Origin of the sequence: Buttiauxella sp. BIGb0471 (assembly GCF_024807715.1) — a bacterium.
In the GTDB taxonomy this organism is placed as follows: domain Bacteria; phylum Pseudomonadota; class Gammaproteobacteria; order Enterobacterales; family Enterobacteriaceae; genus Buttiauxella; species Buttiauxella agrestis.
Genome location: NZ_JANUEU010000002.1, coordinates 287,745 through 314,071 on the forward strand (window position 1 = coordinate 287,745; position 26,327 = coordinate 314,071).

Here is a 26,327-nt window from a genome sequence, read left to right on the forward strand (position 1 = left end):
GCCGCGCCAGACGCGGCACTGTGACGTATGGAACACGAGGTTTGCGGAAATTTTCAGGAAACGAAGTCAAACTCAAGCCAAATTGAATGCCCCCACACTCGTTCTGGTGGCGGCAATCGCTATTCTTACTACGCGGATGCTCGATCTTATGTTGCTGTTCAACATGCTCGGGTTGCGTGGAGTGATTGATTTTGTTCATCGCAGTGTGCAAACCTGGAACCTGACGCTGATTTTCCTTGCCAGCCTGGTGATGCTTTGCATCGAGTTACGTTGTGCGTTTGTCATCATGAAAGGGCGCAACTGGGGGCGCTGGGTATTCCTTGCCACGCAGGTTATTGCGGTCTCATATTTATGGGCGGCGTCGCTGGGTTGGGGTTATCCCGAACTTTTTAGTATTCCCGGCGAGTCAAAACGTGAGATATTCCGCTCGTTAATGATGCAGAAACTCCCCGATTTACTGGTGTTGTTCCTGCTGTTTGCCCCTTCGCGCAGTCGGCTTTTTTTCAAACTTCAATAACCGCGTAGTGTTTTGCTCTGCGCCCTTCAGGATTTAATTATGCATTGCGCGCTATACCAGGCTAATCGTTGCCGTTCTTGTCAGTGGATTGAACAGCCGATTTCTGAACAGCTCACCGCCAAAATGAACGAACTTCAGCAATTACTGGAGGGAGTTGCGGTGCAAGACTGGCGCGCGCCGATCAGTGGCCCTGAACACGCTTTTCGTAATAAAGCTAAAATGGTGGTCAGCGGCAGTGTAGAAAAGCCGTTGCTTGGCATGCTGCACCGCGATGGGACGCCTGAAGATTTAACCGAATGCCCGCTTTATCCTGCCTCTTTCCAGGCGGTTTTTGCCGTACTGAAACCTTTTATTGCTCGTGCGGGTTTGACGCCCTATAACGTGGCGCGTAAACGTGGCGAACTGAAATATCTGTTGCTGACGGAAAGCCAGTTAGATGGCGGCATGATGCTGCGTTTTGTATTGCGTTCCGATGCAAAAATTGAGCAGCTGCGTGCGGCGCTGCCATGGCTGCAGCAACAACTCCCACAGCTCAAAGTGATTTCCGCCAACATCCAGCCAGTGCATATGGCGATTATGGAAGGCGAGCAGGAGATTCCGTTCACCGAACAGCAATGGCTTGAAGAAAATTTTAACGGCGTGCCGTTATATATACGCCCGCAAAGTTTCTTCCAGACTAACCCAACAGTTGCTGCGTCGTTGTATGCCACCGCCCGCGAGTGGGTGCGAGAATTGCCCGTCAAACATATGTGGGATTTATTCTGTGGAGTTGGCGGCTTTGGGCTGCACTGCGCCACTCCGGATATGAAACTGACTGGAATTGAAATTGCCCCAGAAGCGATTGCCTCAGCTCGCCAATCAGCCGAAAAACTCGGCTTAACCGATATTCACTTCCAGGCGCTGGATTCCACGAAATTTGCTACTGAGCAGGAAGATATTCCTGACCTGGTTTTAGTGAATCCGCCAAGACGCGGTATCGGCCAGGCGCTGTGTTATTTCCTGAACAACATGGCTCCGAAATACATCATCTATTCAAGTTGTAATGCGCAGACGATGGCGCAGGATATTGCTTCGCTGGCGGAATACCGGGTTGAACGTGTGCAGCTGTTTGATATGTTCCCGCATACGGCGCATTACGAGGTGTTGGCGTTGTTGGTGAAAGTTGCTCTATAGTTGCATATGAGTCAATTGATTTAGATAAATTATCATTAAGAGGTACCGGAGATAAGGATAAATTGCTTGTTCGGTATTTCTTTATAAATACTCACTATAACTTCCCCAGTTATATATATCCGCCATATTTCAACCTGTATCTGTATTTCGTGTAATAACTCATCTTAATCACTTACTGCAATGATATACCGGGTTTTTAAAAAAGTTTTATTCCAGAATTTTGATGATTTTTGACTTCCTATCTTAGGAGTTTCGGGAGCAAAATGATTATTCATCTACTTTAACGGTATGGCTTTTATGCAAAATACTCATTCTGAAGTTGAAGAAAGTATCAAACAACTTACCAGACAAATTTGTGATGTGATTAACCAAAATCCTCTTGGGCTAGAAGAAAAATTGGCTGCAGTTGTAATGGCAAATTTTGAAGTATTGATCGCCATTCCCGCCAGTGGCGTACGAATGAACGTTTCTGACGGGCATACACTTTTTGTAGAGCTTAAACAACCAACTTCTGAAATTCATTGATTAGGATATCTGACAATGGCTAATAACATTTATCTGTCTTTAACTGGTGCTCAGCAAGGATTACTTTCTGAGGGCTGTTCTTCTTATGATTCTATCGGGAACGCATTCCAGACTGCACACCTTAATGAGATTATGGTTTACGAACTAGCTTATGCTATTAGTCGAGATCAAAATGTCAATCATCAACCTTTAACCTTCAAAAAACCTATTGATAAATCCTCTCCTTTACTCGCTTCAGCAATTTCCAATAATGAGAAAATGGAAGCTATCTTTGAAACCTATCGAACAGATAAGTCAGGTATTCAGATGCTTTTTTATCGAATAAAACTAATCAAGGCGACAATTGCTGATATTAATCTGGTTTCACCCAACTCATTGACCCATCACGATGCACAGCCAATAGAAACCGTTTCATTAAAATATGAAAGTATTACATGGGAACATATTCGATCGGGCACATCGGGTTATAGTTTATGGGAAGACAGGGTGTTCTGATATGGATTATATATTTTCTGATAGCCCGGGTAGGGTTAATGATTACTACCAGATCATGGGTAACCTGGAAGGTCGGGCTGTTATTGAAATTGGGTTAACTGCTTCTCAATTTATAAAAAATAGTCGCGTGAGGATAGACTTCAGAAACGATCTGTCTCATTTTGTGGAAAACCAACTTGAAATATTAAACGGAGATTATTCTGCAGTACAAAAGAAGCAAGCAATGAGTTATTTAAAACAAGAGCGAGACTATTTATCTCATCAAGAGTTTTTGCTGAGATACAAAAAAGCCATACTCGCAGTTTCTATAACTATTGAGTTTGTGAAGGAAGTCGCGGGCATCGCTGGGTATTACGTGGTGAAAGGTATAGGGGTTTATGCAGGGTATGCTCAAATAACAGCTGGAATAGCTCTTATCGGTGGTAGCTATACTACAGAACCTGGTGCAATTGTAGGGAATGTTGCAGGAGTTGCATTAGTCGTGCATGGTTTAGGAGCCATTGAAGAGAATGTTATGTCGCTTTATAATCACAACCCTGATTATAAAGGGATTCTGAGAAGAGGTTATGAAAGAGCTTCGACTTATGCTGGGTTTAGTAGCCAGCAGGGAGATATTCTCTACGGTGGTATTGATTTGGCGCTGTCAGGGTATGGATTGTTTAGAAATGTCATTTTGCCCGAAAAAAATCGATTATTTTATTGGATGTACAATGACACCATAGTCGGTTTCAAAGATATGAAAGGCCCTGCATTAACAATGGAAATGTTAATAGATGTATTGACCGTCAGCGGAATGAATGATTCGAAAAATGTTAGGGAATAGTTGGAATGTTATGCTGATAATCACATGTGATATTTAATATAGTATTAATTTATGCTAAATATCACTATCTGTTATAACTCATTGGGATTTTGATTTCATTGAATTTAATTTTGCAACGAATTGATAAGATTTAAATGTCAGGCTTACAGCGTGTTTTATACAAATAATTATAAAAATAATAGCATAAATAGCGGCTAGTGCTAAATTGCTTTTCAAATCATTGTCATTGAGTGCAATGAATAAAAAAGCAATAATAAGAAAGCAAAATAGTTTAAAGATCACACGGTAAAATTCCCCTGCCAGATAGGTTACTGCTTGCTCAATAGTAAAACCTTCTTTTCTGGCAGCGTAGGCCACTTTCTCAATTTCTTTCTTAGTAAAACCTTTTTCATCCATAAGGGTAATGATTTCATTATTATTCATTCATTATCTCGATTTATGTTAACTCTATGCTATTGTTCGTTGATTTAAGCATGAATAAATAGAAAAAGCAAAATAGATATATGGCTAATTTTCATCATTAAATTCAGGCTAGCTTACCCAGCCTGAATAAGCTTTTTGCAGAAAAATTTTACTGCGGGAACCACTGCTGGCTAATCTTCTGATACGTCCCGTCAGCTTTAATCGCCGCCAGCGCCGTATTCAGTTTGGTCAGCAACGCCTGATTATCAGGACGCACCGCAATACCCAGCCCGGTACCGAAGTATTCTGCATCAGTCACATGCTCTCCCACTGTCCCTAACTGCGGGTTGGTTTTCAGCCATTCGTTCACGACAGCCGTGTCGCCAAATACGCCATCAATACGGCCATTTTTCAGGTCGATAATCGCATTCTGGTAGCTATCGTAAGAAACGGTTTTAATTTCCGGGTGTTTATCCTGGAGATATTTCTGATGCGTGGTGCCGTTTTCCATGCCGATACGTTTGCCTTTCAGTTCGTCAAAAGACTTAAAGGCCCCTTTTTTGGCAATCACCACCGCTGAGTTGGCATAGTACGGTGCAGTGAAGGAAACTTGTTTGCTGCGTTCAGGGGTAATATCCATGCCGGAAATTACGGCATCGTATTTACGGAATTTAAGCGATGGGATCAGGCTGTCAAATGCATGGTTAGTGAATGTGCATTCAGCCTGCATTTGTTTGCATAAAGCTTTTGCCAGGTCGATATCAAAACCGACAATCTGATTATTGGCATCCAGCGATTCAAATGGCGGATAAGTCGCCGAAGAACCAAAGTTGATTTTGTCGGCCGCGGCCACGTTGAATGCGGCTGTAGCGAACAGTGCGGCCAAAATAAACTTCTTCATGTGTAGCTCCCGTCTGTCGTGTTTTATTGTTTTCACCGTTTCCCGGCGTCAAAAAATCATGCCAGCAAATGAATTTATATGCAAATTAAATGTATAATTATATTTTTCGGGATATAAAAAAGGCGGGGAATTCCCCGCCGTTTTCTATGATTCGCTATCGTTTAATTTCGACGTTCAAATGCCAGAGCGCGACGTTCTACCACACGCATTATGAGCGTCAGTAAACCGTTCACGACCAGATAAACCAGGCCTGCGGCACCGAACACCATCACATCGTAAGTCCGTCCATACAGCAACTGCCCGTGGCCCATCACTTCCATCAGCGTAATGGTGTACGCCAGCGAAGTGCTTTTAAACACCAGAACCACTTCGTTCGAGTACGACGACAGCGCGCGTTTAAATGCATAAGGAAGCAAAATGGCGAGCGTATCTTTTTTGCTCATTCCCAGTGCGCCACACGATTGCCACTGCCCCTCAGGAATCGCGCGAATCGCCCCGTAAAACAGTTGTGTGGTGTAAGCCGCACTGTTTAACGAAAGGGCAATCAATGCACACAACCACGGCTCAGAAAGCAGATGCCACAACACCGGGTAATTTTGAATCGACGGGAATTGACCTGGGCCGTAGTAAATCAGGAAGATTTGCACCAGCAAAGGCGTACCAGTAAACAGGGTGATGTAGGCACGTACAATATGAACCAATACCGGTGTTTTCAGCGTCAAAACGATGGTGAAAAACAGCGATAAAATCAACGCGACCATAATTGACGCTACGGTCAGAGTCAGGCTGGTATGCAGGCCTTTAAACAGTTCCGGTAAATACTCAAGCATCAGCCGGGTCTCCGTTCAAAACGAGTCGCTCTCTGGTCAATACGTTTGAGCACGTACTGGCTGATAAGGGTGATCACAAGGTAGATCGCGGCAGCAACCACATACCAGGTAAATGGCTCCTGGGTACGGGTGGCGATACTCTTGGTTTGTAACATCAAATCATTGACGCTTATCAGCGAAACCAGCGCGGTATCTTTAAGCAAAACTAACCACTGGTTGCCTAAGCCTGGCAGCGCATGGCGCCACATTTGCGGCATCACTAAGCGGAAGAAAATCGCGGCTTTCGATAAACCTAATGCCTGGCCGGATTCCCATTGCCCAATTGGCACGGCTTTCAGTGCGCCACGCAAAGTTTGCGAAGCATAAGCCGAGTAGAGCAGGGAAAGTGCAATGACGCCGCACAGGAACGGGCTGACATCGAAATTCTCGATCTGTAATTGGATGGGGATCTGCGCAAAACCGAGATTTAGCGTGAAGCCATCTGAGAGGATAAGCAGTAACTGTGAGGAGCCGAAATAAATAAACAGCACCACCAGAATTTCAGGTAAGCCGCGCAGCACCGTTACCCAAGCTGAACCCAGCCAGGCTATCGGACGCCATTTTGCAGACTCCCATACGGCAAAAATCATCGCCAGAGCCAGGCCGATGATTAGCGCACAAATGGCAAGGCCGACGGTCATCCCGGCGGCGCTTGCTAAAGTAAACATTTCGTTCATTCAGATTACTTCTGGAACCATTTTTCGTAGATGGTTTTGTAGGTACCATCTTGCTTCACTTTTTCAAGTGCAGTGTTGAACTTCGCCTGCAGGTCAGTGTTGCCCTGACGAACAGCGATGCCCAGGCCTGTACCGAAGTAGTCTTTATCCGTCACTTTATCGCCAATGGCGGCCAGCTTAGGATCGGCTTTCAGCCATTCGGTAACGACAGCAGTGTCACCAAATACCGCGTCAATACGGCCACTTTCCATATCCAGCTTGGCATTCATGTAGCTGTCGTAAGGAACGGTGGTGATTTCTGGATGTTTATCCATGATAAATTTCTGGTGCGTGGAGCCGTTCTGCATACCCACTTTTTTGCCTTTCAGCGCAGCGATATCCGCAACTTTGCCTTTCTGGCCGACAAACAGCGCAGAGTTTTCATAGTATGGGCTGCTGAAAAGGACCTGTTTTTCACGCTCAGGGGTGATATCCATGCCAGAGATCACCGCGTCAATGCGGCGGAATTTCAGGCTTGGGATCAGGCTATCAAATGCCTGGTTGCTGAAAGTACAGGTTGCATCAATCTCTTTACACAGCGCATTCGCCAAATCGACATCAAAACCAATAATTTTGTTACTGGCATCCATCGATTCAAACGGAGGGTAAGACGCTTCCATAGCAAAACGAATAGTTTGTGCAGCCGACGCGGAAAGGCTCAGGCTGGCTAATAATGTGGCAAGCAGAACTTTTTTCATGGTTATTTTCCCGGATACATCAGTGTGACAGATAGAATTTAAACGCTTCGGTCTGTGGTTTTGCGAAGCAACTCGCATCACCTTGCTCGACGATGTGGCCATTTTCCATGTAAACCACACGGCTTGCGGTTTTACGCGCAACTTCCACTTCGTGGGTCACGATGACCTGAGTGATGTTGGTTTCTGCCAACTCACGAATGATGCTGACGATCTGCGCGGTGATTTCCGGATCCAGTGCTGCGGTGGGTTCATCGAACAGCAGGATCTGTGGTTCCATCATCAAGGCACGTGCAATCGCGACACGCTGCTGCTGGCCACCGGAAAGGTGCAGCGGATAGCGGTCCATATACGGTTTCAGGCGTAAACGCTCAAGCAGTTTGTCGGCACGCTGACGCGCTTCATCTTTGCTGATCCCCAGAACGCGACAAGGCGCTTCCATCAGGTTTTGCAGCACAGTGAGATGAGGCCAAAGATTATATTGCTGGAACACCATGCCAACATTGCGACGCAATTCACGAATGGCTTTATCGCCAGGCGCTTTTGCAAAGTCAAAATGGTTATCCGCAATGGTGAGTTGCCCGGAGCGCGGCATCTCAAGCAGATTGAGTACGCGCAGAAGCGAGCTTTTACCTGCGCCGCTTGGACCAAGCAGCACCAGCGTTTCGCCCTGTGGGCAACTAAGGGTGATATCGAACAGCGCCTGGTGTGCGCCGTAAAAACAATTAATGCCGTTTAGTTGAATACTCATGCGCATAAGTTGAATAGCAATTGAAGCCGCAAAGGGTACCTTTAACAGAATAGTTATGCAATCTTTGTGCGTTAAAACCTAAAAATAACTACTCACATGCATTAAAGGTAGCACAATATACCGGGGCGGGGTGAAGGCAAGAATAAATGTCGGAGTTATGTCAAAACTCCAGACTATTTACATGGGTTATGAATTTCACCCCGCCGCTTGCGTGAATATTAGACAGTTGTTAGTTGGTTTCTATTGCCTGACGCAGGCTACCTGAAGGTGCATGGCTGTTTTCGCCTAAGTAACGCACGTCATCCACTGTCCAGCACTGACCCTCACGAATCATCAATACTTCATCGTTCCAGCTTTGACTGCCTTTGGTCAGTTTCACACGCAACGGAATATTCCGCGCGTCGGTGTTGGGAATGGTTGACGCAGAAGCCACTTCGGCGGTGTCTGCGCCGTCTGCGTTGCTGGTAAACATATTGCTGCGCATAAATTCATTCTGCGCGTTTGGCGAAGCGCTGGCTTTCTGCATTTGCTGCGCCAGAGAATCACTCATATAAGGACGTAAGCCGGTAATGGCGCTACTGCCCTGGGTTTTATGGGTTAATTGATAATCGTAAAATTTCTGTGCCACGCTATCCGGGCCGCCCTCAATACAAGGGCCGCTGCGGGTGCCAATATCTTTAAAAGCGGGAGTAACGGGGGTGGTACAGGCCGTGAGGAGCAGAGCGCACGGAAGAAGAACCAAAACTGAGCTGCGCATTTTTATTTCCTTATTTTCTCAGGAGGACTCACTTAGCATAGCGTATCGCTGTCAAAACCCGTCATACTTCGAGCTGCCTCTTTGTTGGCTGCGCGAACTCACCCGAATCACTTAGTTTGCTAAGCTCGTCGGGATTCGTTTACTCGCCGCCGCGATGCCGCTCGAATTATGTAGAGTTTAATTTGTTGATTCAAAAAAGAGAGAGGGAAGCGAATGCAGTGGCGAATTAGCCTGATCATTTTCGTAGCTTTGCTGGCGGGATGCGCCAGCAAGCCTGAAGTTGCTGAAAAAACCGTTGTCGATAAAGGCGATTTTAAAGTCGATACCAGCCGCACCGCGAGGAATGCCTATCCACGGGTAAAAGTGTTGGTTATTCACTACACCGCTGATGATTTTGCCGGTTCGCTAACCACTTTGACTGAACAAAATGTCAGTTCTCATTATCTCATTCCTGACACGCCCCCGGTATCTGGCGGCAAGCCTGTTATCTGGCAATTAGTGCCTGAGAGTGAATTGGCGTGGCATGCAGGAGTGAGCTTTTGGCGTGGCGCAACGCGGATTAATGACACCTCGATTGGTATCGAGCTTGAGAATAAAGGCTTCACGCGTCAGGGCCGTGTAAAACAGTTTTATCCCTTCAATGCTCCGCAGATCTCGGTGCTGGAGAAACTGGCGAAAGTGATTATCGCTCGCTACAACATCGAGCCGCAAAACGTGGTCGCCCATGCTGATATTGCTCCGCAACGTAAAGTTGACCCAGGTCCGCTATTCCCATGGCAGCAACTGGCTCAACAGGGCGTGGGTGCCTGGCCGGATGCAAACAGAGTGGCCTTTTATCTGAATGGCCGTGGGCCTTACCAACCCGTGGACAGGCGAGGTTTGCTCGAGTTGTTATCGCGTTACGGTTATCAGGTCACGTCTGAAATGTCGTGGGAGCAGCAAAAGAGAGTGATCCAGGCTTTCCAGATGCACTTCCGCCCAACCAAATATTCCGGTGATGCGGATGCGCAAACTGAGGCAATAGCGGAAGCGCTACTTGAAAAATACGGGCAAGGTTGATTAGCGATGCAATAACGTACCGTGGTCACGCAGCCAGAGCGCGGTACGCCGGATACCTTCATCAAGCGTAACAACAGGCTGATAACCTAATTCTGTTTCAGCGCGTCTCGTATCGAGCGTTAAATCAAAATTAAGCTTCGACACGCCGTAGTGAGTGAGCACCGGTTCTTTGGCTGATTTACTGCCAAAACGCTCCATGCTTCGGGCAATCATATCCAGCATCGGATACGGTACCGAACGGATCCTGCATTGAATGTCTAATTCATCAATCAGCTTTTGCACAATAACCCACAGCGGGCGAGCTTCCATGTTGGTGATGTTATAGGCACGCCCAGAAGGCTGTGTTTCGCACTGAGTTGCGAGCCACATCGCATGTACGGCATTTTCGATATAAGTCATATCGACCATCGCATCACCACCGCGCGGTAACAGCACGCTGCCGTAATGACGCATCATCTGTACCAGACGTGGGAAGAAAACTTTGTCGTGCGGGCCGAACAAACTTTGCGGACGCAGAATCGTAAAGCGCGTGTGCGGATTCGATTGTGCCAGCAGCTGAATGACTTCTTCGCTAGCGGCTTTGCTGCGGGCAAATTCGTTGGCAAAGCGTACAGGACGGAAGTCCTCGCTGATATTGCGATGATGGTGATAATCAAAATAGAGTGAAGGTGAGGAAATATGCACAAAGTTGCGCACCCCCCACGCCACTGCCCATTCACCTAAGCGGCGAGTCGCACGGACGTTGGCGAGGTCAAAGGCTTCCTGAGTTCCCCACGGCGAGGTAAAGCTTGAGCAATGCCAAAGTGTATCGACATCGGCCAGCATCACTTTAGCCTGCGAGGAAACCAGTTCCGTCAGGTCGGCATGGACGAACTCGGCACCCATTTTTTCCAGCAGTTTGCCCATGGCTTCATTGCGCCCGGTTGCCCGTACGCTGATGCCTTTAGCGCGAAGAAATTCGACCGCGTTTCGGCCTAAACCGCTGGTGGCGCCCGTTACCAGTACCTTCATGTCGACCAACTCATGGTAATTGAGATTTACGCTGCGCATTTTTCCGTGAAATGGCAGCGCTTGCAATGGGGAAAGCCAAAGATTCGGATGAGTTAACAGACTTTATGTGACATTTGTTCGGAAATCTGGCAAATCCGTCGGGCCATGCCACGGAAAATGAACAGATGCGCGGGGATCATGACCAACCAGTAGAACAAACCTGCTGTTCCATGCGGATGCCACCAGGCGCGAACATCCAGCGTGCGATGTTGGCCGTGGTCACGCAAAGTGAAAGAAAGTCGCCCAAGTCCGGGGGCTTTCATGCCAAACAATAGCGTCAGCTCTTTCTCGGGTTCGACAATAATCACTTTCCAGCTATCAACCCGATCTCCAACTTGCAGCATTTCCCGCTCCGGGCGTCCTTTCGCCAGTCTGTGACCGACCAGCAAATCCATATATCCTCGGGTTTGCCACAGAATGTTGCCGAAGAAATACCCTTCTTTGCCGCCAATCTGATTCACCACTTGCCACAAATCTGCCAGCTCAGCGGAGGTCGTTAACGTACAACCTGCCTGTTTGGGGAAGAAGCCATATTCCGGACGCCAGCGTGCGTACGCCTGAGCGTCGTAACCCCAGTCCTGGGAGTTTGCCAGCTTGTTTTCATCTTCAAGTGTTGCGCGAACGGCATCGTCAAAGGTGAGCAGGGGTTGTGGGATCAGCGCACGTAATTCGCGATCGTCAGCCAGAAGATCGTGTTTTAATCCCTGGATCAGGGCCTTGGCGATGGTCGGCGGCACCGAAGTTATCATGTTTAGAAACCACACCGAGATCCAGCTCGTTGGTAGCGGGATAGGGATCAGTGGGCGGCGTTTACCGCTTATTGCCATAAACCGTTCGAATTGCTGCTGATAACTCAGCACGTCAGGCCCGGCAGCCTCAAATACACGGTTCTCCTGTGCAGGATGTTTCAGCAATTCAACCAGATAATAGAGCAGGTTTTTCAGCGCGATAGGTGTTGTGCGCGAACGCACCCAGCGCGGTGGCGTAAGCACCGGCAGGTTATAAACCATGTCGCGCATCACCTCAAAGGCAGCGGAACCGGCACCAACAATAATACCGGCACGAATTTCGGTAACGGGAACGCCTGCATCACACAGAATATCCGCTGTTAGCTGGCGAGCGCGTAAATGCTCGGAGTCGCCATCACCTTCAGCGGCTTGCAGAGAACTGAGGAATATAAGCTGTTTTACCGGATGCACACGCAGCGCATCGCGCAAATTCAGGGCCGTCTGGCGTTCATGGGCCACGAAATCGGCTCCGTCACCCATGCTGTGCACCAGATAATAAAGCGTATCGACGTTTTCCAGCAATTGAGGTAGCGTTGACGGCCACTGTAAATCGACGTGACGGCAGTCAACGCCCGGCCAGGGTTGTTTTTCCAGCCACTCAACGCGCCTTGCGGCCGCCGTGACATGATGCCCGGCGGCGGTAAGTTCCGGCACAAGGTGTTGCCCTATATAGCCGCTTGCGCCAAGTACCAGAATATTTTGTGGCTGTGTCATCTTCCCTGACCCTCCGGTTAGCGTTGTAAAAATGCCTGCCAGTGGGAAACCACTTCGGTCAGTTGCTGGCGATTCACATCAAGATGAACAACCAGACGAGTGACTGGCCCTGCGCTCATCAGCACCCCGCGTTCTTTCATAAATTTGCCGAGGCTTTCAGCCTGCTCAACCGGCACGCGAGCAAACACCATATTGGTGTCCTGACGTGTCACATCGACGCCAATTTCACGTAACTCACCCGCCAGCCAATGCGCGTTGTTGTGGTCTTCTTTCAGGCGCTGCACGTTATTCTCAAGGGCGTACAAACCTGCGGCTGCCAGAATACCGGCCTGGCGCATACCGCCGCCGACCATTTTGCGCCAGCGCGTAGCACGTTTAATGTATTCGTGGCTACCGACTAACAAAGAACCAACTGGCGTTCCCAGGCCTTTTGAGAGACAAATCGTGAAGGTATCGCAGTAACGCACCACTTCTTCCAGCGTGCAGCCATATTCCACCACGGCGTTGAAGATGCGCGCACCATCAACGTGTAATGCCAGATTATGATTGCGGCTAAACTCCCACGCCTGCTTGAGATACTCGCGCGGCAGAACTTTGCCGTTATGGGTATTTTCGAGACTCAGTAATTTCGTGCGTGCGAAGTGGATATCATCAGGTTTGATTTTTGCCGCGACTTTATCGAGAGGCAGCGAACCATCGGGATTGGCGTCAATAGGTTGCGGCTGGATGCTACCTAACACCGCAGCACCACCCGCTTCATAGAGATAATTGTGCGCCAGTTGCCCCACAATATACTCTTCGCCACGTTCGCAATGGCTTAACAGGGCCACCAGGTTAGCCTGGGTGCCCGTTGGCAGGAATAGCGCGGCTTCTTTGCCGCTGATTTTGGCCGCGTATTCTTGTAATTCATTGACCGTTGGGTCATCGCCATAGACGTCATCGCCGGTTGGCGCTGCCATCATACGCTTGAGCATTTCTTCACTCGGTCGGGTTACTGTGTCGCTGCGCAAATCAATCACGGTGGATCCTTATTATTATCCTCAATTAAAGGAATGTTTTACCGGAACCAGTTCGTTTTCGCCAGTTCGATAACTTCATCGCCGCGCCCGCTAATGATGGCGCGAAGCATATACAGGCTGAATCCTTTGGCTTGTTCGAGTTTAATTTGCGGTGGGATCGCCAGCTCATCTTTGGCAACGACCACATCTACCAAAACCGGGCCGTCGATGCTAAAAGCACGTTGCAGAGCGGCGTCTAACTCTTCCGCTTTCTCAACGCGGATGCCGGTAATGCCGCAGGCGTTAGCGATATTGGCAAAGTTAGTGTCGTGCAATTCGGTACCGTCCGTCAGGTAACCGCCAGCTTTCATTTCCATTGCCACAAAGCCCAGCACGCTGTTGTTAAACACCACGATTTTGACGGGTAATTTCATTTGCACGACCGACAAAAAATCGCCCATCAACATGCTAAAACCACCGTCGCCACACATCGCGATCACTTGTCTGTCAGGAGCTGTAGCTTTTGCACCGAGTGCTTGCGGCATGGCGTTGGCCATTGAACCGTGAGTGAACGAACCCAGCAAACGGCGTTTGCCGTTCATTTTCAGATATCGTGCGGCCCAGACTGTCGGCGTGCCTACGTCACAGGTGAAAATGGCGTCATCATCAGCGTAATGGCTGATTTGTTGCGCGACATATTGTGGATGGATGACTTTGCCATCGCCCTGTTGCGCGAGTTCGTCCAGGCTTTCGCGGGCCTCGCGATAGTTATCCAGTGCTTTATCCAGGAAGCTGCGGTCGGTCTTTTCTTCCAGAAGCGGAATCAATGCCGCAAGTGTGGCTTTAATATCCCCGACCAGCGCCATATCCACTTTACTGTGCGCTCCGATGCTGCCAGGGTTGATGTCAATCTGAATAATTTTCGCGTCAGTCGGATAGAAAGCACGATAAGGGAATTGGGTGCCGAGCAGAATCAGCGTGTCGGCATTCATCATGGTGTGGAAGCCGGAAGAAAAACCAATCAGGCCGGTCATACCTACGTCATAAGGGTTGTCATATTCAACGTGCTCTTTACCGCGCAGAGCATGGACAATGGGCGCTTTAAGCGTGGCGGCAAACTGCACCAGTTCTTCATGCGCACCGGCACAACCGCTACCGCACATCAGGGCAATGTTGTCGTTGTAGCGTAATAACTGAGCGAGCTTTTTGAGTTCTTCGTGAGCGGGAACAACGACGGGTTGCGGCGCAGAATACCAGTGGGTGCTGGCGCTTTCAGGGGCGGGTTTAAGCGCCACATCACCGGGCAGCACTACGACGGAAACGCCACGGTTAAGAACCGCTTTGCGCATTGCAATGGCTAAAACCTGGGGAATTTGTTCCGGGGATGACACCAGCTCGCAATAATGGCTGCATTCGCGGAATAACTCTTCGGGGTGGGTTTCCTGGAAATAGCCGCTGCCAATTTCACTTGATGGGATATGCGCAGCAATCGCCAGGACCGGAACCCGGTTGCGATGGCAGTCGAACAGGCCGTTAATTAAATGCAGATTACCAGGGCCGCAGGAACCGGCACATACCGCCAGCTCACCGGAAAGATGGGCTTCTGCACCCGCAGCAAATGCGGCGACTTCTTCATGGCGGGTGGGCATCCATTCAATTGTGCCCATGCGGTTCAGGCTATCGGACAGTCCGTTGAGGGAATCACCGGTGACGCCCCAGATGCGTTTCACGCCTGCACTTTCGAGAGTTTTTGCCACATAAGCGGCGACGGTCTGTTTCATTGCTTCTCCTTGTCACGATTCAGTTAACGTAAACAAGCTTAGTCAAGGAAACAGAAGAGGCGGGGCAGAAAGTGCCACTCAGAGTCTGAGTGGCACGAGTGGATCAAGCGAGAACTAAGTCCCCTTGCGGATGGCAACAGCAAGCCAGCACATAACCGTTGGTAATTTCTGCCTCGGTCAACGTCATGGAACTGCTGACCGTGTAATCACCGGACTCGATTTTGGTTTTACAGCTACCACAAACCCCGGCGCGACATGCCGCGTTGACGGGCACGCTATTGCTCTCCATTGCCGCCAGCAACGTGCTGCCAACGGGGGCGTAGAACTCGCGCAGCGGTTTTAGCGTGGTAAATTTCAAACCACTTTCGACAGGAGCGGCGACGGGTGTGAAGAATTTTTCAGAATAAAACTCAGTCACCCCCAGGGCTTTGACTTCTGTTTCGACCAGTTCCATATACGGCGCTGGGCCACAGGTCATTACGGTGCGCGAGGCAATATCCGGCACGGTTGCCAGAATTTCGCGGGTTAAACGCCCGGCGATAAAGCCGTGCGTCGCGTTATTCTCGGCAATCATGGCTACCGAATAATTGCGCCATTCGTCGGCAAAAATCACATCTTCGGGCGTTCGAACATTGTAAATAACCTGCACGTCGGCCAGCGGACGATGCTCTGCCAGCCAGCGGCGCATCGCCATAATCGGCGTCACGCCACAACCTGCCGCGACTAACAAATAGCGGTCGGTGTTCAGATTTTCACAGGTGAATTCCCCCTGGCCTTCAGATAGCCACAGGTAGTCACCTGGTTTCACATCCTGCGTCAGCCATTGGGAACCAACGCCATTCTCGATACGACGAATCGTCAGCGTGATAAACGGGCTGAGTCCCGGCGTGGAAGAGACAGTATAAGCGCGCAGTGTCTCATCGCTATTACGAATACTCACCAGGGCGTATTGCCCGGCTTTGTATGGATAGAAATCGTGATTAATCAGCGATAGCGTCCAGACATCCGGCGTTTCCTGATGAATATGATGCACCTGCATACGATGCGGACACAGTGGCGTTGGCATAGTCATGGCGTCTCCTTATGCACTCATCAGCTGTTGAATGTCTTGCTCAACGGTAGTGATGGCGCGCAGGCCAAATTTCTCGTTCAGCACAGCCAGCAGATTTGGCGTCAGGAAAGCGGGTGTAGTTGGGCCAGCGACGATATTAGTCACGCCCAGCGAAAGCAGAGTCAGCAGGATGACAATCGCTTTTTGCTCAAACCACGAAAGCACCAGACTTAGCGGCAGATCGTTCACGCCGCAGCCGAGTTTCTCAGCAAGTGTGACGGCGAGAATGATCGCAGAGTAAGCATCGTTACACTGGCCTGCATCGACCAGACGTGGCAGACCTTCGATATCGCCGAAGTCCAGCTTGTTGAAGCGATATTTACCGCAAGCCAGGGTCAGGATCAGGCAGTCTTTTGGCACGCTGGTGGCAAAATCAGTGAAGTAGCTGCGCTCGCCACGCTCACCGTCACAGCCGCCGACCAGGAAGATGTGGCGCAGTTTTTCACGGCTGACCAAATCAATTAGCGTATCGGCAGCGCCCAACAGAGTCTGGCGACCAAAGCCAACAGTGATCAGGTGCTCGATTTCGCTGTACGGGAAGCCAGCCATTTGTTGCGCCTGAGTAATCACGGGTGCGAAATCATCACCTTCGAGATGGCTCACGCCCGGCCAGCCAACAATGCTACGTGTCCAGATACGGTCAGTATAAGAACCCACTTCCGGGTTGATGATGCAGTTGGAGGTCATCACCACGGGGCCTGGGAAACGGGCGAACTCGGTCTGCTGGTTTTGCCAGCCGCTGCCGTAGTTACCGACCAGATGCTTGAATTTACGCAGCTCAGGGTAACCGTGGGCCGGCAGCATTTCACCGTGGGTATAGACGTTAACGCCAGTGCCTTCAGTTTGTTCCAGCAGGTTGTAGAGATCTTTAAGATCGTGGCCGGAAATCAAAACACATTTGCCCGCTACCGGGCGCACGTTAACTTGCGTCGGGGTCGGGTGACCGTATTTTTCGGTTTCGCCGAGATCCAGAATGCTCATCACTTTGAAGTTCATCTGGCCGATTTCCATGGAGCACTCAAGCAGTGCGCCCATGTCAGCAGGCCAGGTTCCGAGCCACGCCATAATTTTGTGGTATTGCGCGTAGATATCGTTGTCGTATTGGCCGAGCACGTGAGCGTGTTCCATGTAGGCCGCCGCACCTTTCAGGCCGTACAGACACAGCAGACGCAGGCCAAGAATATCTTCGCCAATTTCTGCTTTATCGCGGTTTGGTGCGAATTCAGCCGCCTGGCGTTGTAAATCACCCAAATCTTTGCTGACCAATTGCAGCTCGGCCATTGGATTAGTGACGGTAATATTTGGATTAATTGCGAGGCTGCGCGCCTTCAGGCTTTCGCGCAGCGTAATAGCTTCCTGCGCGTAGCCCACAATGCGCGGGGAGTCGAAGTTAACGTTAGTCAGGGTAGAGAAGAAAGCGCGTGGCGCAAAGTTGTCGATGTCATGGTCGATGATGCCAACTTCACGAGCAGCGATTGCCCATGCAGACAGCCCTTGCAGCGTGGCAATCAGCAGGTCCTGGAGATCGGAAGTTTCGGCAGTTTTGCCACACATCCCCTGCGCATAAGAGCAGCCGTTGCCTGCCGGGGTGCGGATTGTTTGTTCACATTGCACACAAAACATGATCGTACCTTTTAAAGTTATATTTAATATACATGTTTAAGGTTATGCTCAGTGCGACACAGGGAAAAGGGATTTTTAATGCAACTTAGAGGGAGATTGATTTAGCGCAATTTTGGCGGTAGAAACCTACCGCCAATGAGGTATCAGGAGGCGAAAAAGGCCATGAGTAAAGGTGTCAGCAAGCTGAGAATAAAACCGTGAACGATTGCCGCGGGAACAATTTCTAAACCGCCGCTGCGTTGCAGAACCGGAAGCGTGAAGTCCATCGACGTTGCGCCAGATAACCCAAGTGCGGTTGAGCGACTGCGACGAACGAGGCCGGGAATCAACATGATTGCCACCAATTCACGCGCCAGATCGTTGAAGAACGAGGCACTACCAATCACCGGGCCGTATGATTCAGTCATTAAAATACCGGAAAGTGAATACCAGCCGAATCCTGAGGCCATCGCCAGCCCGGTCTTAATCGGCAGGTCGAGAATAAAGGCATTGATAACGCCACCGGCGAGGGAACTGAGTGCGACGACTACGGCGACAATCATGCCCCTTCGGTTCAGCACGATCTGTTTTAGCGTCATGCCGCTATTGCGCAATTGGATACCGACCAACAGCAGCAGGAAGATTAATGTGTATTCGCTGGCATCGGTTGCGTGCTGCAAAATAGGCCATCCCGCCAGGCCTAGCAGAAAACCGGCTACCACTACGCCGCATAATTTGAGCGATTCCAGTGCCATCGCAATACGTGAAGGGAGTTTTTCTTGCTCGTGGTTATGTCGCCACGGCATCGAACGCTCCAGCCAGAGCAGTGCCGCAGCATTGCACAGCAATAACACCACCACGGTGACCGCCGTGTAATGAAAAATTGCCAGCAGATTACTTGCCAGGTTGTCGAGAAATGCGAGGCTGATGCCCATGAAAAATAAAATAACGTACACAATCCAGCTTAATAAGCGATTGATTAGCTTTAGCAGACTGGTTTGTTTTAATGGAATGAGATAACCGATAATCAGCGGCACTAAGATAATTAACAATCCCGAAAACATGGTGCGGACAATCCTTGCAATAAAAGTAACGACATGTGTCACACTACCCAAAGTTCGGGAATGAGTAAAGCTACGAAAAAAAAGGATTTTTATGCAGGGAGAAGTTTGGCGAAGAGCGGTGGGAAAGCCGCGTCACTTGCCAAAATTCGGCAGGTGACGCGAAAGTTTGATTAGTGACGTTTTTCCAGCAAAGTACGGTAAATAATGCCACCCAGGATACCGCCAATAATTGGCATTACCCAGAACAGCCAGAGCTGCTGAAGTGCCCAACCGCCCTGGAAGATGGCGACCGCAGTACTACGCGCTGGGTTCACAGAGGTGTTAGTGACAGGAATACTGATTAAGTGAATCAGCGTCAGCGCCAGGCCAATGGCAATAGGTGCGAAACCGGCTGGAGCAAGCTTGTCTGTTGCGCCATGAATAACAATCAAGAAGCCACAGGTTAATACGATTTCAATAATGATGGCTGACAACATGGAATAATGGTCCGGTGAATGCTCGCCATATCCATTCGATGCAAAGCCGCTAGCCGCAGCATCAAAACCGCTTTTCCCGCTGGCAATTAAATAGAGAATACCTGCCGCAACAATACCGCCAATGACTTGTGCAACAACATAGCCAATCACTTCTTTTGCCGGGAAACGTCCGCCTGCCCATAAACCGAGAGTCACCGCCGGGTTAAAGTGGCCGCCGGAAATATGCCCGACGGCATAGGCCATCGTTAATACGGTTAAACCAAATGCTAATGCGACACCTGCAAAACCTATCCCCAATTCAGGATACGCTGCGGCAAGAACCGCACTGCCACAACCACCAAATACTAACCAGAACGTACCAAAGAATTCTGCTGCTAATTTCCTGAACATAACCACCTCTGCGTTTCATAATTTTAACTGCGGGTAGGGTAAATAAACGCACCCATCCGATTATTTTTTGTCACAACTATTTAAGGCGTAACGTAAATAATAAAAGAGCAGTAATGTTAATGAGATCACTAAGTCAGAACTAGCCTATAAAATCCTAAAAAATTGATTTAGGGCAATGAGATGGCATTCCTTACAAGAATAAACACGTAGAAAGTATAGAAGACTTTTTAATAAAGTAAGAATCTTCTGCTATTCAATGTATTTTTTGATAACCCTGATTTTATCAAGGGTTAAATACAAGGATTTCGGATATTATTAAATAAAATAAAAATTGAAATTTAGATAATCCCTGCTACTTCATAAATAACCCGAAATGCTCACCTGCAACCTGAGGTACGAAGGGTATATACTCAGGTTATGCGTTGAGCCGTGCGGCTAATGGAAAGCATCAACCAATCTGGAGGGATTATGTTTCTCGAGCGAGTAGAGATTGTCGGATTCAGGGGTATTAACCGTCTTTCGTTAATGCTTGAGCAAAATAACGTGCTGATTGGCGAGAACGCATGGGGTAAATCGAGCCTGCTGGATGCCTTAACCCTGCTGTTGTCGCCGCACGAAACGCTTTACCATTTTAATCGTGATGATTTTTACTTTCCGCCGGGCGACGTACAAGGCCGGGAACACCATTTGCACATTGTTCTGACGTTTCGGGAGACTGCTCCAGGGCACCATCTTGGGCGGCGTTACCGTTCACTTGCGCCGGTGTGGGTAGAAGGTAACGACGGCTTTCAGCGCATTATGTACCGCCTGGTGGGCGAGCTGGCGCCAGACAATTCGATTTTGACGCTTCGCAGTTTTCTCGACGAGAAAGGCCACGCAATCGATCTTGATGATATTGATGACGTGGCAAAACAAATTACCCGCCTCAATCCCGTTTTGCGCTTACGTGACGCGCGTTTTATGCGTCGATTACGCAATGACAGCATACCCACTATGCCAGAAACCGAAATGACGGCTCGCCAGCTTGATTTTCTTTCGCGTGAACTGGTGTCGCGCCCGCAAAATCTTACGGATGCGCAGTTACGTCAGGGGTTGTCGGCGATGGTGCAATTGCTTGAGCACTATTTTTCTGAGCAGGGGGCTGTAGCTCAACAACGTTTATTACGCCGTCGCTCCCACGATGAACAACGCAGTTGGCGTTATCTGGATATCATCAACCGCATGATAGATAAACCAAATAGTCGAGCGCATCGGATGATTTTATTGGGAATGTTTTCCACGCTTTTGCAAGCGAAAGGCAGCGTGGCGCTGGATAAAAATGCGCGGCCTTTATTGCTGGTCGAAGATCCCGAAACCCGACTGCATCCCATTATGTTATCGGTGGCCTGGCATTTACTAAACTTGTTACCGCTGCAAAAAATCACCACCACCAATTCCGGTGAATTGTTATCCCTCACGCCTGTCGAGAATGTCTGCCGCCTGGTGCGCGAATCCTCTAAAGTCGCAGCGTGGCGGCTCGGCCCCGGCGGCATGAACGCCGAAGACAGTCGCCGCATCGCATTTCATATCCGCTTTAACCGTGCTTCTTCGCTGTTTGCCCGCTGCTGGCTATTGGTTGAAGGGGAAACCGAAGTGTGGGTGATGAACGAGCTGGCACGCCAGTGTGGGCACCATTTCGACGCCGAAGGGGTGAAGGTTATTGAGTTCGCCCAGTCCGGGCTGCGGCCATTGATTAAGTTTGCTCGACGTATGGGTATTGAATGGCATGTGCTGGTGGATGGTGACGAAGCCGGTAAGAAATATGCCTCCGTCGTGCGCGGCATTCTGGAAAATGACCGTGACCAGGAACGCGATCATTTAACCGCATTACCTGCGATGGATATGGAACATTTCATGTATCGGCAAGGGTTTTCCGATGTCTATCACCGGGTGGCGCAACTCCCTGAAAACGTGCCGATGAATATGCGCCGCGTTATCGTCAAAGCCATTCATCGCTCCTCAAAACCCGATTTAGCTATTGAAGTGGCAATGGAAGCCGGAAGGCGGGGCGTGGATGCGGTACCGTCGCTGCTGCGAAAGATGTTCTCGCGAGTGTTGTGGCTTGCACGTGGCCGGGCTGACTAACCCGGCCGTTGGACTAAAGCTGCTGCTCAATTTGTTCCATCATCTCATCTAACAAACTGTAGCGGCGGCGATACTCAGCGCGTTTTTTACTGGCGATATCCTCAATGGGTTTGCGTGACACATTAAGTGGCAGTTCAAAGAAACCTTCAGGCGTTAATTCCCCGCTCATTGATTCCCAAAAGCTATCGTAATCTGCATGGATTTTGTCTTTCTTCTTTTTCGCATAACGCCAGGAACGGTAAATATGCGCGTTGTTGCTCACTGCCAGAATCTGGCTCATGCCTAAATGATGCGCCAGCAGGCAGGCCGCTTCCAGCACCAGACGCTTCGGGAATAAGCCATGACAGGCTTTTGTCGCAATCTGAATGTATTCATGCGGGATATCACTTTTAGCGCCCTGTAGCCCGCCGATGAACAAAGTCGGCTTATCATGATGCTGGCATAGTGTGAAAGTTAACCCGGCGAGGGCAACCCCGTCGTCACGGCTCAGGGTTATCGTCGCTTCACCTTCTTTATCTACATTGGCGATAGCACATAAATCAAGATGGTAGAAGTTCTCATCTTTACCCGTTATTGTTGCCAGGCGCACGCCACTGGCTGAATAGTGCTGCTGTAACAAGTGCTCAGGCAGTACGTGAGTTAAAGAGTGATAGTGGAAAGACAATGCATTAACGGCATCCTTACGGTTAAAATTTGCCGTTAAATAGGGGCGGTGCGCACGACAGGGTAGACCCGGCTGCACGGCGAGCAGTTTTTCCAAAAAAGGTTGGTGGGCCAAATCGGCCAGTAAACGAGCCGTCGCGAGCGGAGTAGTCAGTGAACGCAGGACGAATTTCCGACGATAAACCGGATTTTGCCAGGCGCTTCCAGGCATCCATTGTCCGGTGGCTAAAGAGAGAAATAACTGCCAGCCATTGCGTTGAGTGGCGGGTATAAATTCGTTTACGGCAGTTGGATACATGGTTGAGGTCTGGTTAAAGGGTTATGGCGTAATTTCACCATTTGTTTGCTCAACGAATGTTCAATCGCCACACAGGTCGATAAGACCATATGGTTTTTGTTGATACTTCGTTTAATTTGCCAGTTTGTTTGTAGGATACCTATGAGATTCAAGGGAAAAATTAAAAAGCGTTATTGGCTTCTGGGCCTGCTGGTATTACTCCTGGTGATCTGGCTGTGGCAGTTTTTAAATGCGCCAGCGCCGGTCTATCAGACGATGATTGTGCGTAAAGGCGAGCTGCAACAAAGCGTGTTGGCGACCGGCAAACTGGATGCTCTACGCAAAGTGGACGTCGGTGCTCAGGTCAGCGGGCAGCTCAAAACGCTGTCGGTGAATATCGGCGATAAAGTGAAAAAAGAGCAGCTGTTGGGGGTGATTGACCCGGAACAGGCGCAAAACCAAATCAAAGAAGTTGAAGCGACACTCATGGAGTTGCGTGCGCAACGGCGACAGGCTGTGGCTCAGGCAAAACTCGCGCAAGTGACGTTAAATCGCCAACGTGCGCTGGCAAAAACTCAGGCAGTTTCGCAGCAAGATTTGGATACCGCATCGACCGATCTGGAAGTCAGGCAGGCGCAAATCGGCACCATAGATGCGCAGATTAAACGCAATCAGGCCTCGCTGGACACGGCAAAAACAAACCTCGATTACACCCAGATTGTGGCTCCAATGGCGGGTGAAGTGACAGAAATCACCACCAAACAAGGCCAAACGGTGATTGCCGCGCAGCAAGCGCCAAACATTCTGACGCTTGCCGATCTCGGGACCATGTTGGTGAAAGCGCAGGTTTCTGAAGCGGACGTGATTCACCTTAAACCGGGCCAAAAAGCCTGGTTTACGGTGCTGGGAGATCCATTAACGCGTTATGAAGGCGTGCTCATTGATATTTTGCCGACGCCGGAAAAAGTGAACGACGCGATTTTCTATAACGCCCGTTTTGAAGTGCCGAACCCGAATGGCGTGCTGCGTCTTGAAATGACAGCACAAGTACATATCCAACTTGGCGGCGTAAAAGATGTGCTCACTATTCCACTGGCTGCACTGGGCGAGCCTGTTGGCGATAACCGCTACAAAGTTTCGTTATTGCGTAACGGTGAAACGCGTGACCGTGAAATCACCATCGGGATGCGTAATGACACGATAGTGCAAGTCGCCAATGGACTGACTGAAGGTGAAGAAGTGGTGATTGGGAAAAGCACCGCCGGGAGCGCACCATGACGGCACTGCTTGAGCTACGGGATATTCGCCGTAGCTATCCGTCGGGAGACGAACAAGTTGAAGTGCTTAAAGGCATTAATATCACCATTGAAGCTGGCGAAATGGTGGCGATTGTCGGGGCGTCTGGCTCTGGTAAATCGACGCTGATGAATATTCTCGGCTGCCTGGATAAACCCACCAGCGGGAGCTACAAAGTCGCAGGCCAGGATGTTGCGTTGCTGGATAGCGACGCGCTCGCCACATTACGCCGCGAGCATTTCGGCTTTATCTTCCAGCGATACCACCTGCTTTCTCATCTTAATGCGACGCAAAACGTTGAAGTCCCGGCGGTATATGCCGGAACGGCGCGGGTCTTTCGCCAGCAGCGGGCGCGGGCATTATTAATGCGTCTTGGGCTTGCAGAACGCGTGGACTACCTGCCTTCACAACTCTCAGGCGGCCAGCAGCAGCGTGTGAGTATAGCTCGTGCCCTGATGAACGGCGGGCAGGTGATTCTTGCGGATGAGCCGACAGGTGCGTTGGATAGCCATTCTGGTGAAGAAGTGATGGCCACGCTTAAGCAACTGCGTGAGCAGGGGCATACCGTCATTATTGTGACGCATGATCCTTCCATTGCTGCGCAGGCGCAGCGTGTGATTGAAATTCGTGACGGTGAAATTATCAGCAACCCTCCCTCGGTGGCGCAAGAATCTGCCGCGCAGAAAGAGGTGAAAACTCAGCCGATAAATTCTGCGTTTCAGCAAACTATCAGCAGCTTTCGTGAAGCATTCGCCATGGCCTGGCTGGCGCTGGCGGCGAATAAAATGCGCACTTTGCTGACCATGTTGGGGATTATTATCGGTATCGCATCCGTGGTGTCGATTGTGATTGTTGGCGACGCGGCGAAACAGTTGGTATTACAGGACATTCGCTCGATTGGCACCAATACGATTGATATTTATCCGGGTAAGGATTTCGGCGATGACGATCCGCAGTATCAACAGGCGCTAAAATATGACGACCTGGCGGCTATCAGCCAGCAGCCGTGGGTCAGTTCAGCCACCCCGGCGCTCTCGAGCAATTTACGTGTGCGTTACGGCAACGTTGATGCGGCGGCAAGCGTGAATGGTGTCAGCAGCCAATATTTTAACGTTTACGGCATGAGCTTTAGTGAAGGCAATACCTTCAACGAGGAGCAATTGGCCGGGCGTGCGCAAGTGGTGGTGCTCGATAGCAACACCAAACGCCAGCTCTTCCCGAACAAAGCCAAGGTGGTCGGTGAAATTATTCTGGTGGGGAACATGCCTGCAACGGTGATTGGCGTGGCGCAAGAAAAGCAGTCGATGTTTGGCAGCAGCAAAATTCTGCGTGTCTGGTTGCCTTATAACACCATGGCCGGGCGAGTGATGGGGCAAAGCTGGCTTAACTCGATTACGGTGCGAGTCAACGAGGGTTACAACAGCCACGAAGCCGAACAGCAGCTCAATCGGTTGTTGCAGTTACGTCACGGTAAGAAAGATTTCTTCACCTACAATATGGACGGGCTGTTGAAAACGGCGGAAAAGACCACACGTACTCTTCAGATGTTCCTGACATTAGTGGCGGTGATTTCGTTACTGGTGGGTGGGATAGGCGTGATGAATATTATGCTGGTTTCGGTGACAGAACGTACCAAAGAGATTGGCATTCGTATGGCCGTAGGAGCCAGAGCCAGTGATGTATTGCAGCAGTTTTTAATTGAAGCAGTGCTGGTGTGTCTGGTGGGCGGTGCGTTGGGGATTTCGTTATCCTTGTTGATTGCCTTCACGCTGCAACTGGTTTTACCCGGCTGGGAAATCGGTTTTTCACCGATGGCGTTACTGACTGCATTTGCGTGTTCGACTGCTACGGGGATTATATTTGGTTGGCTACCGGCAAGAAATGCTGCGCGATTAAATCCAATTGATGCGCTAGCGCGTGAATGATTTTAATCTTTGGTATTACGTTTGGTTATAAAAATGCCAGCGTACAAGCTGGCATTTTGATTTAGGGATGTACACAATGAAACAAAAGGTCAGGCGACCGCTGCTTCGAGTTCAAGAGGCACAATCAAACTAGCGTGATTGCCTTTTGGCCCCTGGTGCACATCAAACCTGACAGTTTGTCCGGCTTTAAGCGTTCTGTAACCATCCATCTGAATGGTGGAGTAGTGAGCGAAGATATCTTCGCCGCCGCCCTCAGGGCAGATAAAACCGAACCCTTTAGCGTTATTGAACCATTTAACTGTACCCGTCTCCATGCTTCTACATCCTTCGTAAATCTTATAAGTGAGATGGAATGAACCGGTGGGTGAGGGCGGGCTGTTCAAAA

The 26,327-nt window shown here is 49.6% G+C and carries 26 protein-coding genes; 9 read left to right on the plus strand and 17 right to left on the minus strand.

The window, feature by feature from the left end; translation table 11 throughout:
- Nucleotides 1–82: 82 nt before the first annotated feature.
- From M2371_RS07890 to M2371_RS07910, 5 genes are all read left to right on the plus strand, one after another.
- A complete protein-coding gene (locus tag M2371_RS07890; protein ID WP_259267402.1) occupies nt 83–517 on the plus strand; it encodes a YbjO family protein in 435 nt (144 codons plus the stop codon).
- Between the two features lie 39 nt (nt 518–556).
- Nucleotides 557–1,690, plus strand: a complete 1,134-nt coding sequence (rlmC, locus tag M2371_RS07895) for a 23S rRNA (uracil(747)-C(5))-methyltransferase RlmC (protein WP_259267403.1) — start codon at nt 557–559, stop codon at nt 1,688–1,690.
- Between the two features lie 297 nt (nt 1,691–1,987).
- Entirely contained in the window at nt 1,988–2,215 is a 228-nt protein-coding gene (locus tag M2371_RS07900; RefSeq protein WP_259267404.1) for a hypothetical protein, read from the plus strand.
- Nucleotides 2,216–2,230: 15 nt separating this feature from the next.
- On the plus strand, nt 2,231–2,710 hold the full coding sequence (locus M2371_RS07905; protein ID WP_259267405.1) for an Hcp family type VI secretion system effector: 480 nt from the start codon (nt 2,231–2,233) through the stop codon (nt 2,708–2,710).
- A 1-nt stretch (nt 2,711) separates the two neighbouring features.
- A complete protein-coding gene (locus M2371_RS07910; RefSeq protein ID WP_259267406.1) occupies nt 2,712–3,533 on the plus strand; it encodes a DUF4225 domain-containing protein in 822 nt (273 codons plus the stop codon).
- Between the two features lie 78 nt (nt 3,534–3,611).
- Here the strand turns inward: M2371_RS07910 and M2371_RS07915 are convergent, their stop codons facing one another.
- The 7 genes from M2371_RS07915 to M2371_RS07945 all read right to left on the minus strand — a co-directional run bounded on the left by M2371_RS07915 (nt 3,612) and on the right by M2371_RS07945 (nt 8,624).
- Complete coding sequence (locus M2371_RS07915) at nt 3,612–3,956, minus strand: hypothetical protein (RefSeq protein ID WP_259267407.1); 345 nt, start codon at nt 3,954–3,956, stop codon at nt 3,612–3,614.
- A 148-nt stretch (nt 3,957–4,104) separates the two neighbouring features.
- The gene (gene artJ / locus M2371_RS07920; RefSeq protein ID WP_259267408.1) at nt 4,105–4,836 is read right to left on the minus strand and encodes an arginine ABC transporter substrate-binding protein ArtJ; all 732 of its coding nucleotides are present in this window, start codon (nt 4,834–4,836) and stop codon (nt 4,105–4,107) included.
- A gap of 161 nt (nt 4,837–4,997) precedes the next feature.
- A complete protein-coding gene (gene artM / locus M2371_RS07925; protein WP_259267409.1) occupies nt 4,998–5,666 on the minus strand; it encodes an arginine ABC transporter permease ArtM in 669 nt (222 codons plus the stop codon).
- Nucleotides 5,666–6,382 carry an arginine ABC transporter permease ArtQ gene (artQ, locus tag M2371_RS07930; protein WP_259267410.1) on the minus strand — a complete coding sequence of 239 codons (717 nt, stop codon included), beginning with the start codon at nt 6,380–6,382 and terminating at the stop codon, nt 5,666–5,668. Before artQ ends, artM begins: the two co-directional genes overlap by 1 nt.
- 5 nt (nt 6,383–6,387) lie before the next feature.
- A complete protein-coding gene (artJ, locus tag M2371_RS07935) occupies nt 6,388–7,119 on the minus strand; it encodes an arginine ABC transporter substrate-binding protein (protein ID WP_259267411.1) in 732 nt (243 codons plus the stop codon).
- Nucleotides 7,120–7,138: 19 nt separating this feature from the next.
- Nucleotides 7,139–7,867, minus strand: coding sequence for an arginine ABC transporter ATP-binding protein ArtP (gene artP / locus M2371_RS07940; RefSeq protein WP_115631865.1), 729 nt, complete (start codon nt 7,865–7,867; stop codon nt 7,139–7,141).
- Between the two features lie 229 nt (nt 7,868–8,096).
- On the minus strand, nt 8,097–8,624 hold the full coding sequence (locus M2371_RS07945; RefSeq protein WP_172895051.1) for a lipoprotein: 528 nt from the start codon (nt 8,622–8,624) through the stop codon (nt 8,097–8,099).
- 213 nt (nt 8,625–8,837) lie between these two features.
- On the opposite strand from M2371_RS07945, the gene M2371_RS07950 reads away from it, so the two are divergent.
- Complete coding sequence (locus M2371_RS07950) at nt 8,838–9,683, plus strand: N-acetylmuramoyl-L-alanine amidase (RefSeq protein ID WP_259267412.1); 846 nt, start codon at nt 8,838–8,840, stop codon at nt 9,681–9,683.
- Here the strand turns inward: M2371_RS07950 and M2371_RS07955 are convergent, their stop codons facing one another.
- The 8 genes from M2371_RS07955 to aqpZ form a co-directional block, all read right to left on the minus strand.
- Nucleotides 9,684–10,694: an NAD(P)-dependent oxidoreductase gene (locus tag M2371_RS07955; protein WP_259267704.1), complete on the minus strand. Its 1,011-nt coding sequence runs from the start codon at nt 10,692–10,694 to the stop codon at nt 9,684–9,686.
- A 92-nt stretch (nt 10,695–10,786) separates the two neighbouring features.
- The gene (locus tag M2371_RS07960) at nt 10,787–12,235 is read right to left on the minus strand and encodes an SDR family oxidoreductase (RefSeq protein WP_259267413.1); all 1,449 of its coding nucleotides are present in this window, start codon (nt 12,233–12,235) and stop codon (nt 10,787–10,789) included.
- A gap of 17 nt (nt 12,236–12,252) precedes the next feature.
- Nucleotides 12,253–13,254: a low-specificity L-threonine aldolase gene (gene ltaE, locus M2371_RS07965; protein WP_172895047.1), complete on the minus strand. Its 1,002-nt coding sequence runs from the start codon at nt 13,252–13,254 to the stop codon at nt 12,253–12,255.
- A 38-nt stretch (nt 13,255–13,292) separates the two neighbouring features.
- Nucleotides 13,293–15,014, minus strand: a complete 1,722-nt coding sequence (gene poxB, locus M2371_RS07970; protein ID WP_259267414.1) for a ubiquinone-dependent pyruvate dehydrogenase — start codon at nt 15,012–15,014, stop codon at nt 13,293–13,295.
- Between the two features lie 103 nt (nt 15,015–15,117).
- Nucleotides 15,118–16,086 carry an NADH oxidoreductase gene (gene hcr, locus M2371_RS07975; protein WP_259267415.1) on the minus strand — a complete coding sequence of 323 codons (969 nt, stop codon included), beginning with the start codon at nt 16,084–16,086 and terminating at the stop codon, nt 15,118–15,120.
- Between the two features lie 9 nt (nt 16,087–16,095).
- Nucleotides 16,096–17,748, minus strand: coding sequence for a hydroxylamine reductase (hcp, locus tag M2371_RS07980; protein ID WP_259267416.1), 1,653 nt, complete (start codon nt 17,746–17,748; stop codon nt 16,096–16,098).
- 143 nt (nt 17,749–17,891) lie between these two features.
- On the minus strand, nt 17,892–18,791 hold the full coding sequence (locus M2371_RS07985; protein WP_259267417.1) for a lysine exporter LysO family protein: 900 nt from the start codon (nt 18,789–18,791) through the stop codon (nt 17,892–17,894).
- A gap of 170 nt (nt 18,792–18,961) precedes the next feature.
- Nucleotides 18,962–19,657 carry an aquaporin Z gene (aqpZ, locus tag M2371_RS07990; protein ID WP_034494288.1) on the minus strand — a complete coding sequence of 232 codons (696 nt, stop codon included), beginning with the start codon at nt 19,655–19,657 and terminating at the stop codon, nt 18,962–18,964.
- Between the two features lie 468 nt (nt 19,658–20,125).
- Here aqpZ and M2371_RS07995 point away from each other — a divergent pair, with 468 nt between their 5' ends.
- Nucleotides 20,126–21,781: an ATP-dependent endonuclease gene (locus M2371_RS07995; RefSeq protein ID WP_172895040.1), complete on the plus strand. Its 1,656-nt coding sequence runs from the start codon at nt 20,126–20,128 to the stop codon at nt 21,779–21,781.
- Nucleotides 21,782–21,794: 13 nt separating this feature from the next.
- On the opposite strand, the gene M2371_RS08000 is transcribed toward M2371_RS07995, so the two are convergent.
- A complete protein-coding gene (locus M2371_RS08000; protein ID WP_259267418.1) occupies nt 21,795–22,742 on the minus strand; it encodes a VirK/YbjX family protein in 948 nt (315 codons plus the stop codon).
- A gap of 141 nt (nt 22,743–22,883) precedes the next feature.
- Between M2371_RS08000 and macA the strand changes: the two genes are divergently transcribed.
- Nucleotides 22,884–23,999 carry a macrolide transporter subunit MacA gene (gene macA / locus M2371_RS08005; RefSeq protein WP_259267419.1) on the plus strand — a complete coding sequence of 372 codons (1,116 nt, stop codon included), beginning with the start codon at nt 22,884–22,886 and terminating at the stop codon, nt 23,997–23,999.
- The gene (gene macB / locus M2371_RS08010) at nt 23,996–25,942 is read left to right on the plus strand and encodes a macrolide ABC transporter ATP-binding protein/permease MacB (RefSeq protein ID WP_172895034.1); all 1,947 of its coding nucleotides are present in this window, start codon (nt 23,996–23,998) and stop codon (nt 25,940–25,942) included. The genes macA and macB overlap by 4 nt, the downstream gene beginning before the upstream one ends.
- 89 nt (nt 25,943–26,031) lie before the next feature.
- Here the strand turns inward: macB and cspD are convergent, their stop codons facing one another.
- Nucleotides 26,032–26,256 (minus strand): cold shock-like protein CspD, encoded by a 225-nt coding sequence (gene cspD, locus M2371_RS08015; RefSeq protein WP_034456407.1) that lies wholly within the window; start codon nt 26,254–26,256, stop codon nt 26,032–26,034.
- Between the last annotated feature and the right edge of the window lie 71 nt (nt 26,257–26,327).

Coding starts and splice junctions, on each gene's coding strand:
- cspD (WP_034456407.1), bottom strand. CDS start 26,256: ATGGAGACGGGTACAGTTAAATGGTTCAATAACGCTAAAGGGTTCGGT.
- M2371_RS07985 (WP_259267417.1), bottom strand. CDS start 18,791: ATGTTTTCGGGATTGTTAATTATCTTAGTGCCGCTGATTATCGGTTAT.
- M2371_RS07905 (WP_259267405.1), top strand. CDS start 2,231: ATGGCTAATAACATTTATCTGTCTTTAACTGGTGCTCAGCAAGGATTA.
- artQ (WP_259267410.1), bottom strand. CDS start 6,382: ATGAACGAAATGTTTACTTTAGCAAGCGCCGCCGGGATGACCGTCGGC.
- M2371_RS07900 (WP_259267404.1), top strand. CDS start 1,988: ATGCAAAATACTCATTCTGAAGTTGAAGAAAGTATCAAACAACTTACC.
- hcp (WP_259267416.1), bottom strand. CDS start 17,748: ATGTTTTGTGTGCAATGTGAACAAACAATCCGCACCCCGGCAGGCAAC.
- M2371_RS07955 (WP_259267704.1), bottom strand. CDS start 10,694: ATGAAGGTACTGGTAACGGGCGCCACCAGCGGTTTAGGCCGAAACGCG.
- M2371_RS07995 (WP_172895040.1), top strand. CDS start 20,126: ATGTTTCTCGAGCGAGTAGAGATTGTCGGATTCAGGGGTATTAACCGT.
- hcr (WP_259267415.1), bottom strand. CDS start 16,086: ATGACTATGCCAACGCCACTGTGTCCGCATCGTATGCAGGTGCATCAT.
- M2371_RS07950 (WP_259267412.1), top strand. CDS start 8,838: ATGCAGTGGCGAATTAGCCTGATCATTTTCGTAGCTTTGCTGGCGGGA.
- macA (WP_259267419.1), top strand. CDS start 22,884: ATGAGATTCAAGGGAAAAATTAAAAAGCGTTATTGGCTTCTGGGCCTG.
- macB (WP_172895034.1), top strand. CDS start 23,996: ATGACGGCACTGCTTGAGCTACGGGATATTCGCCGTAGCTATCCGTCG.
- rlmC (WP_259267403.1), top strand. CDS start 557: ATGCATTGCGCGCTATACCAGGCTAATCGTTGCCGTTCTTGTCAGTGG.
- M2371_RS07915 (WP_259267407.1), bottom strand. CDS start 3,956: ATGAATAATAATGAAATCATTACCCTTATGGATGAAAAAGGTTTTACT.
- aqpZ (WP_034494288.1), bottom strand. CDS start 19,657: ATGTTCAGGAAATTAGCAGCAGAATTCTTTGGTACGTTCTGGTTAGTA.
- artJ (WP_259267411.1), bottom strand. CDS start 7,119: ATGAAAAAAGTTCTGCTTGCCACATTATTAGCCAGCCTGAGCCTTTCC.
- M2371_RS07945 (WP_172895051.1), bottom strand. CDS start 8,624: ATGCGCAGCTCAGTTTTGGTTCTTCTTCCGTGCGCTCTGCTCCTCACG.
- M2371_RS07910 (WP_259267406.1), top strand. CDS start 2,712: ATGGATTATATATTTTCTGATAGCCCGGGTAGGGTTAATGATTACTAC.
- artP (WP_115631865.1), bottom strand. CDS start 7,867: ATGAGTATTCAACTAAACGGCATTAATTGTTTTTACGGCGCACACCAG.
- artM (WP_259267409.1), bottom strand. CDS start 5,666: ATGCTTGAGTATTTACCGGAACTGTTTAAAGGCCTGCATACCAGCCTG.
- artJ (WP_259267408.1), bottom strand. CDS start 4,836: ATGAAGAAGTTTATTTTGGCCGCACTGTTCGCTACAGCCGCATTCAAC.
- M2371_RS07960 (WP_259267413.1), bottom strand. CDS start 12,235: ATGACACAGCCACAAAATATTCTGGTACTTGGCGCAAGCGGCTATATA.
- M2371_RS08000 (WP_259267418.1), bottom strand. CDS start 22,742: ATGTATCCAACTGCCGTAAACGAATTTATACCCGCCACTCAACGCAAT.
- poxB (WP_259267414.1), bottom strand. CDS start 15,014: ATGAAACAGACCGTCGCCGCTTATGTGGCAAAAACTCTCGAAAGTGCA.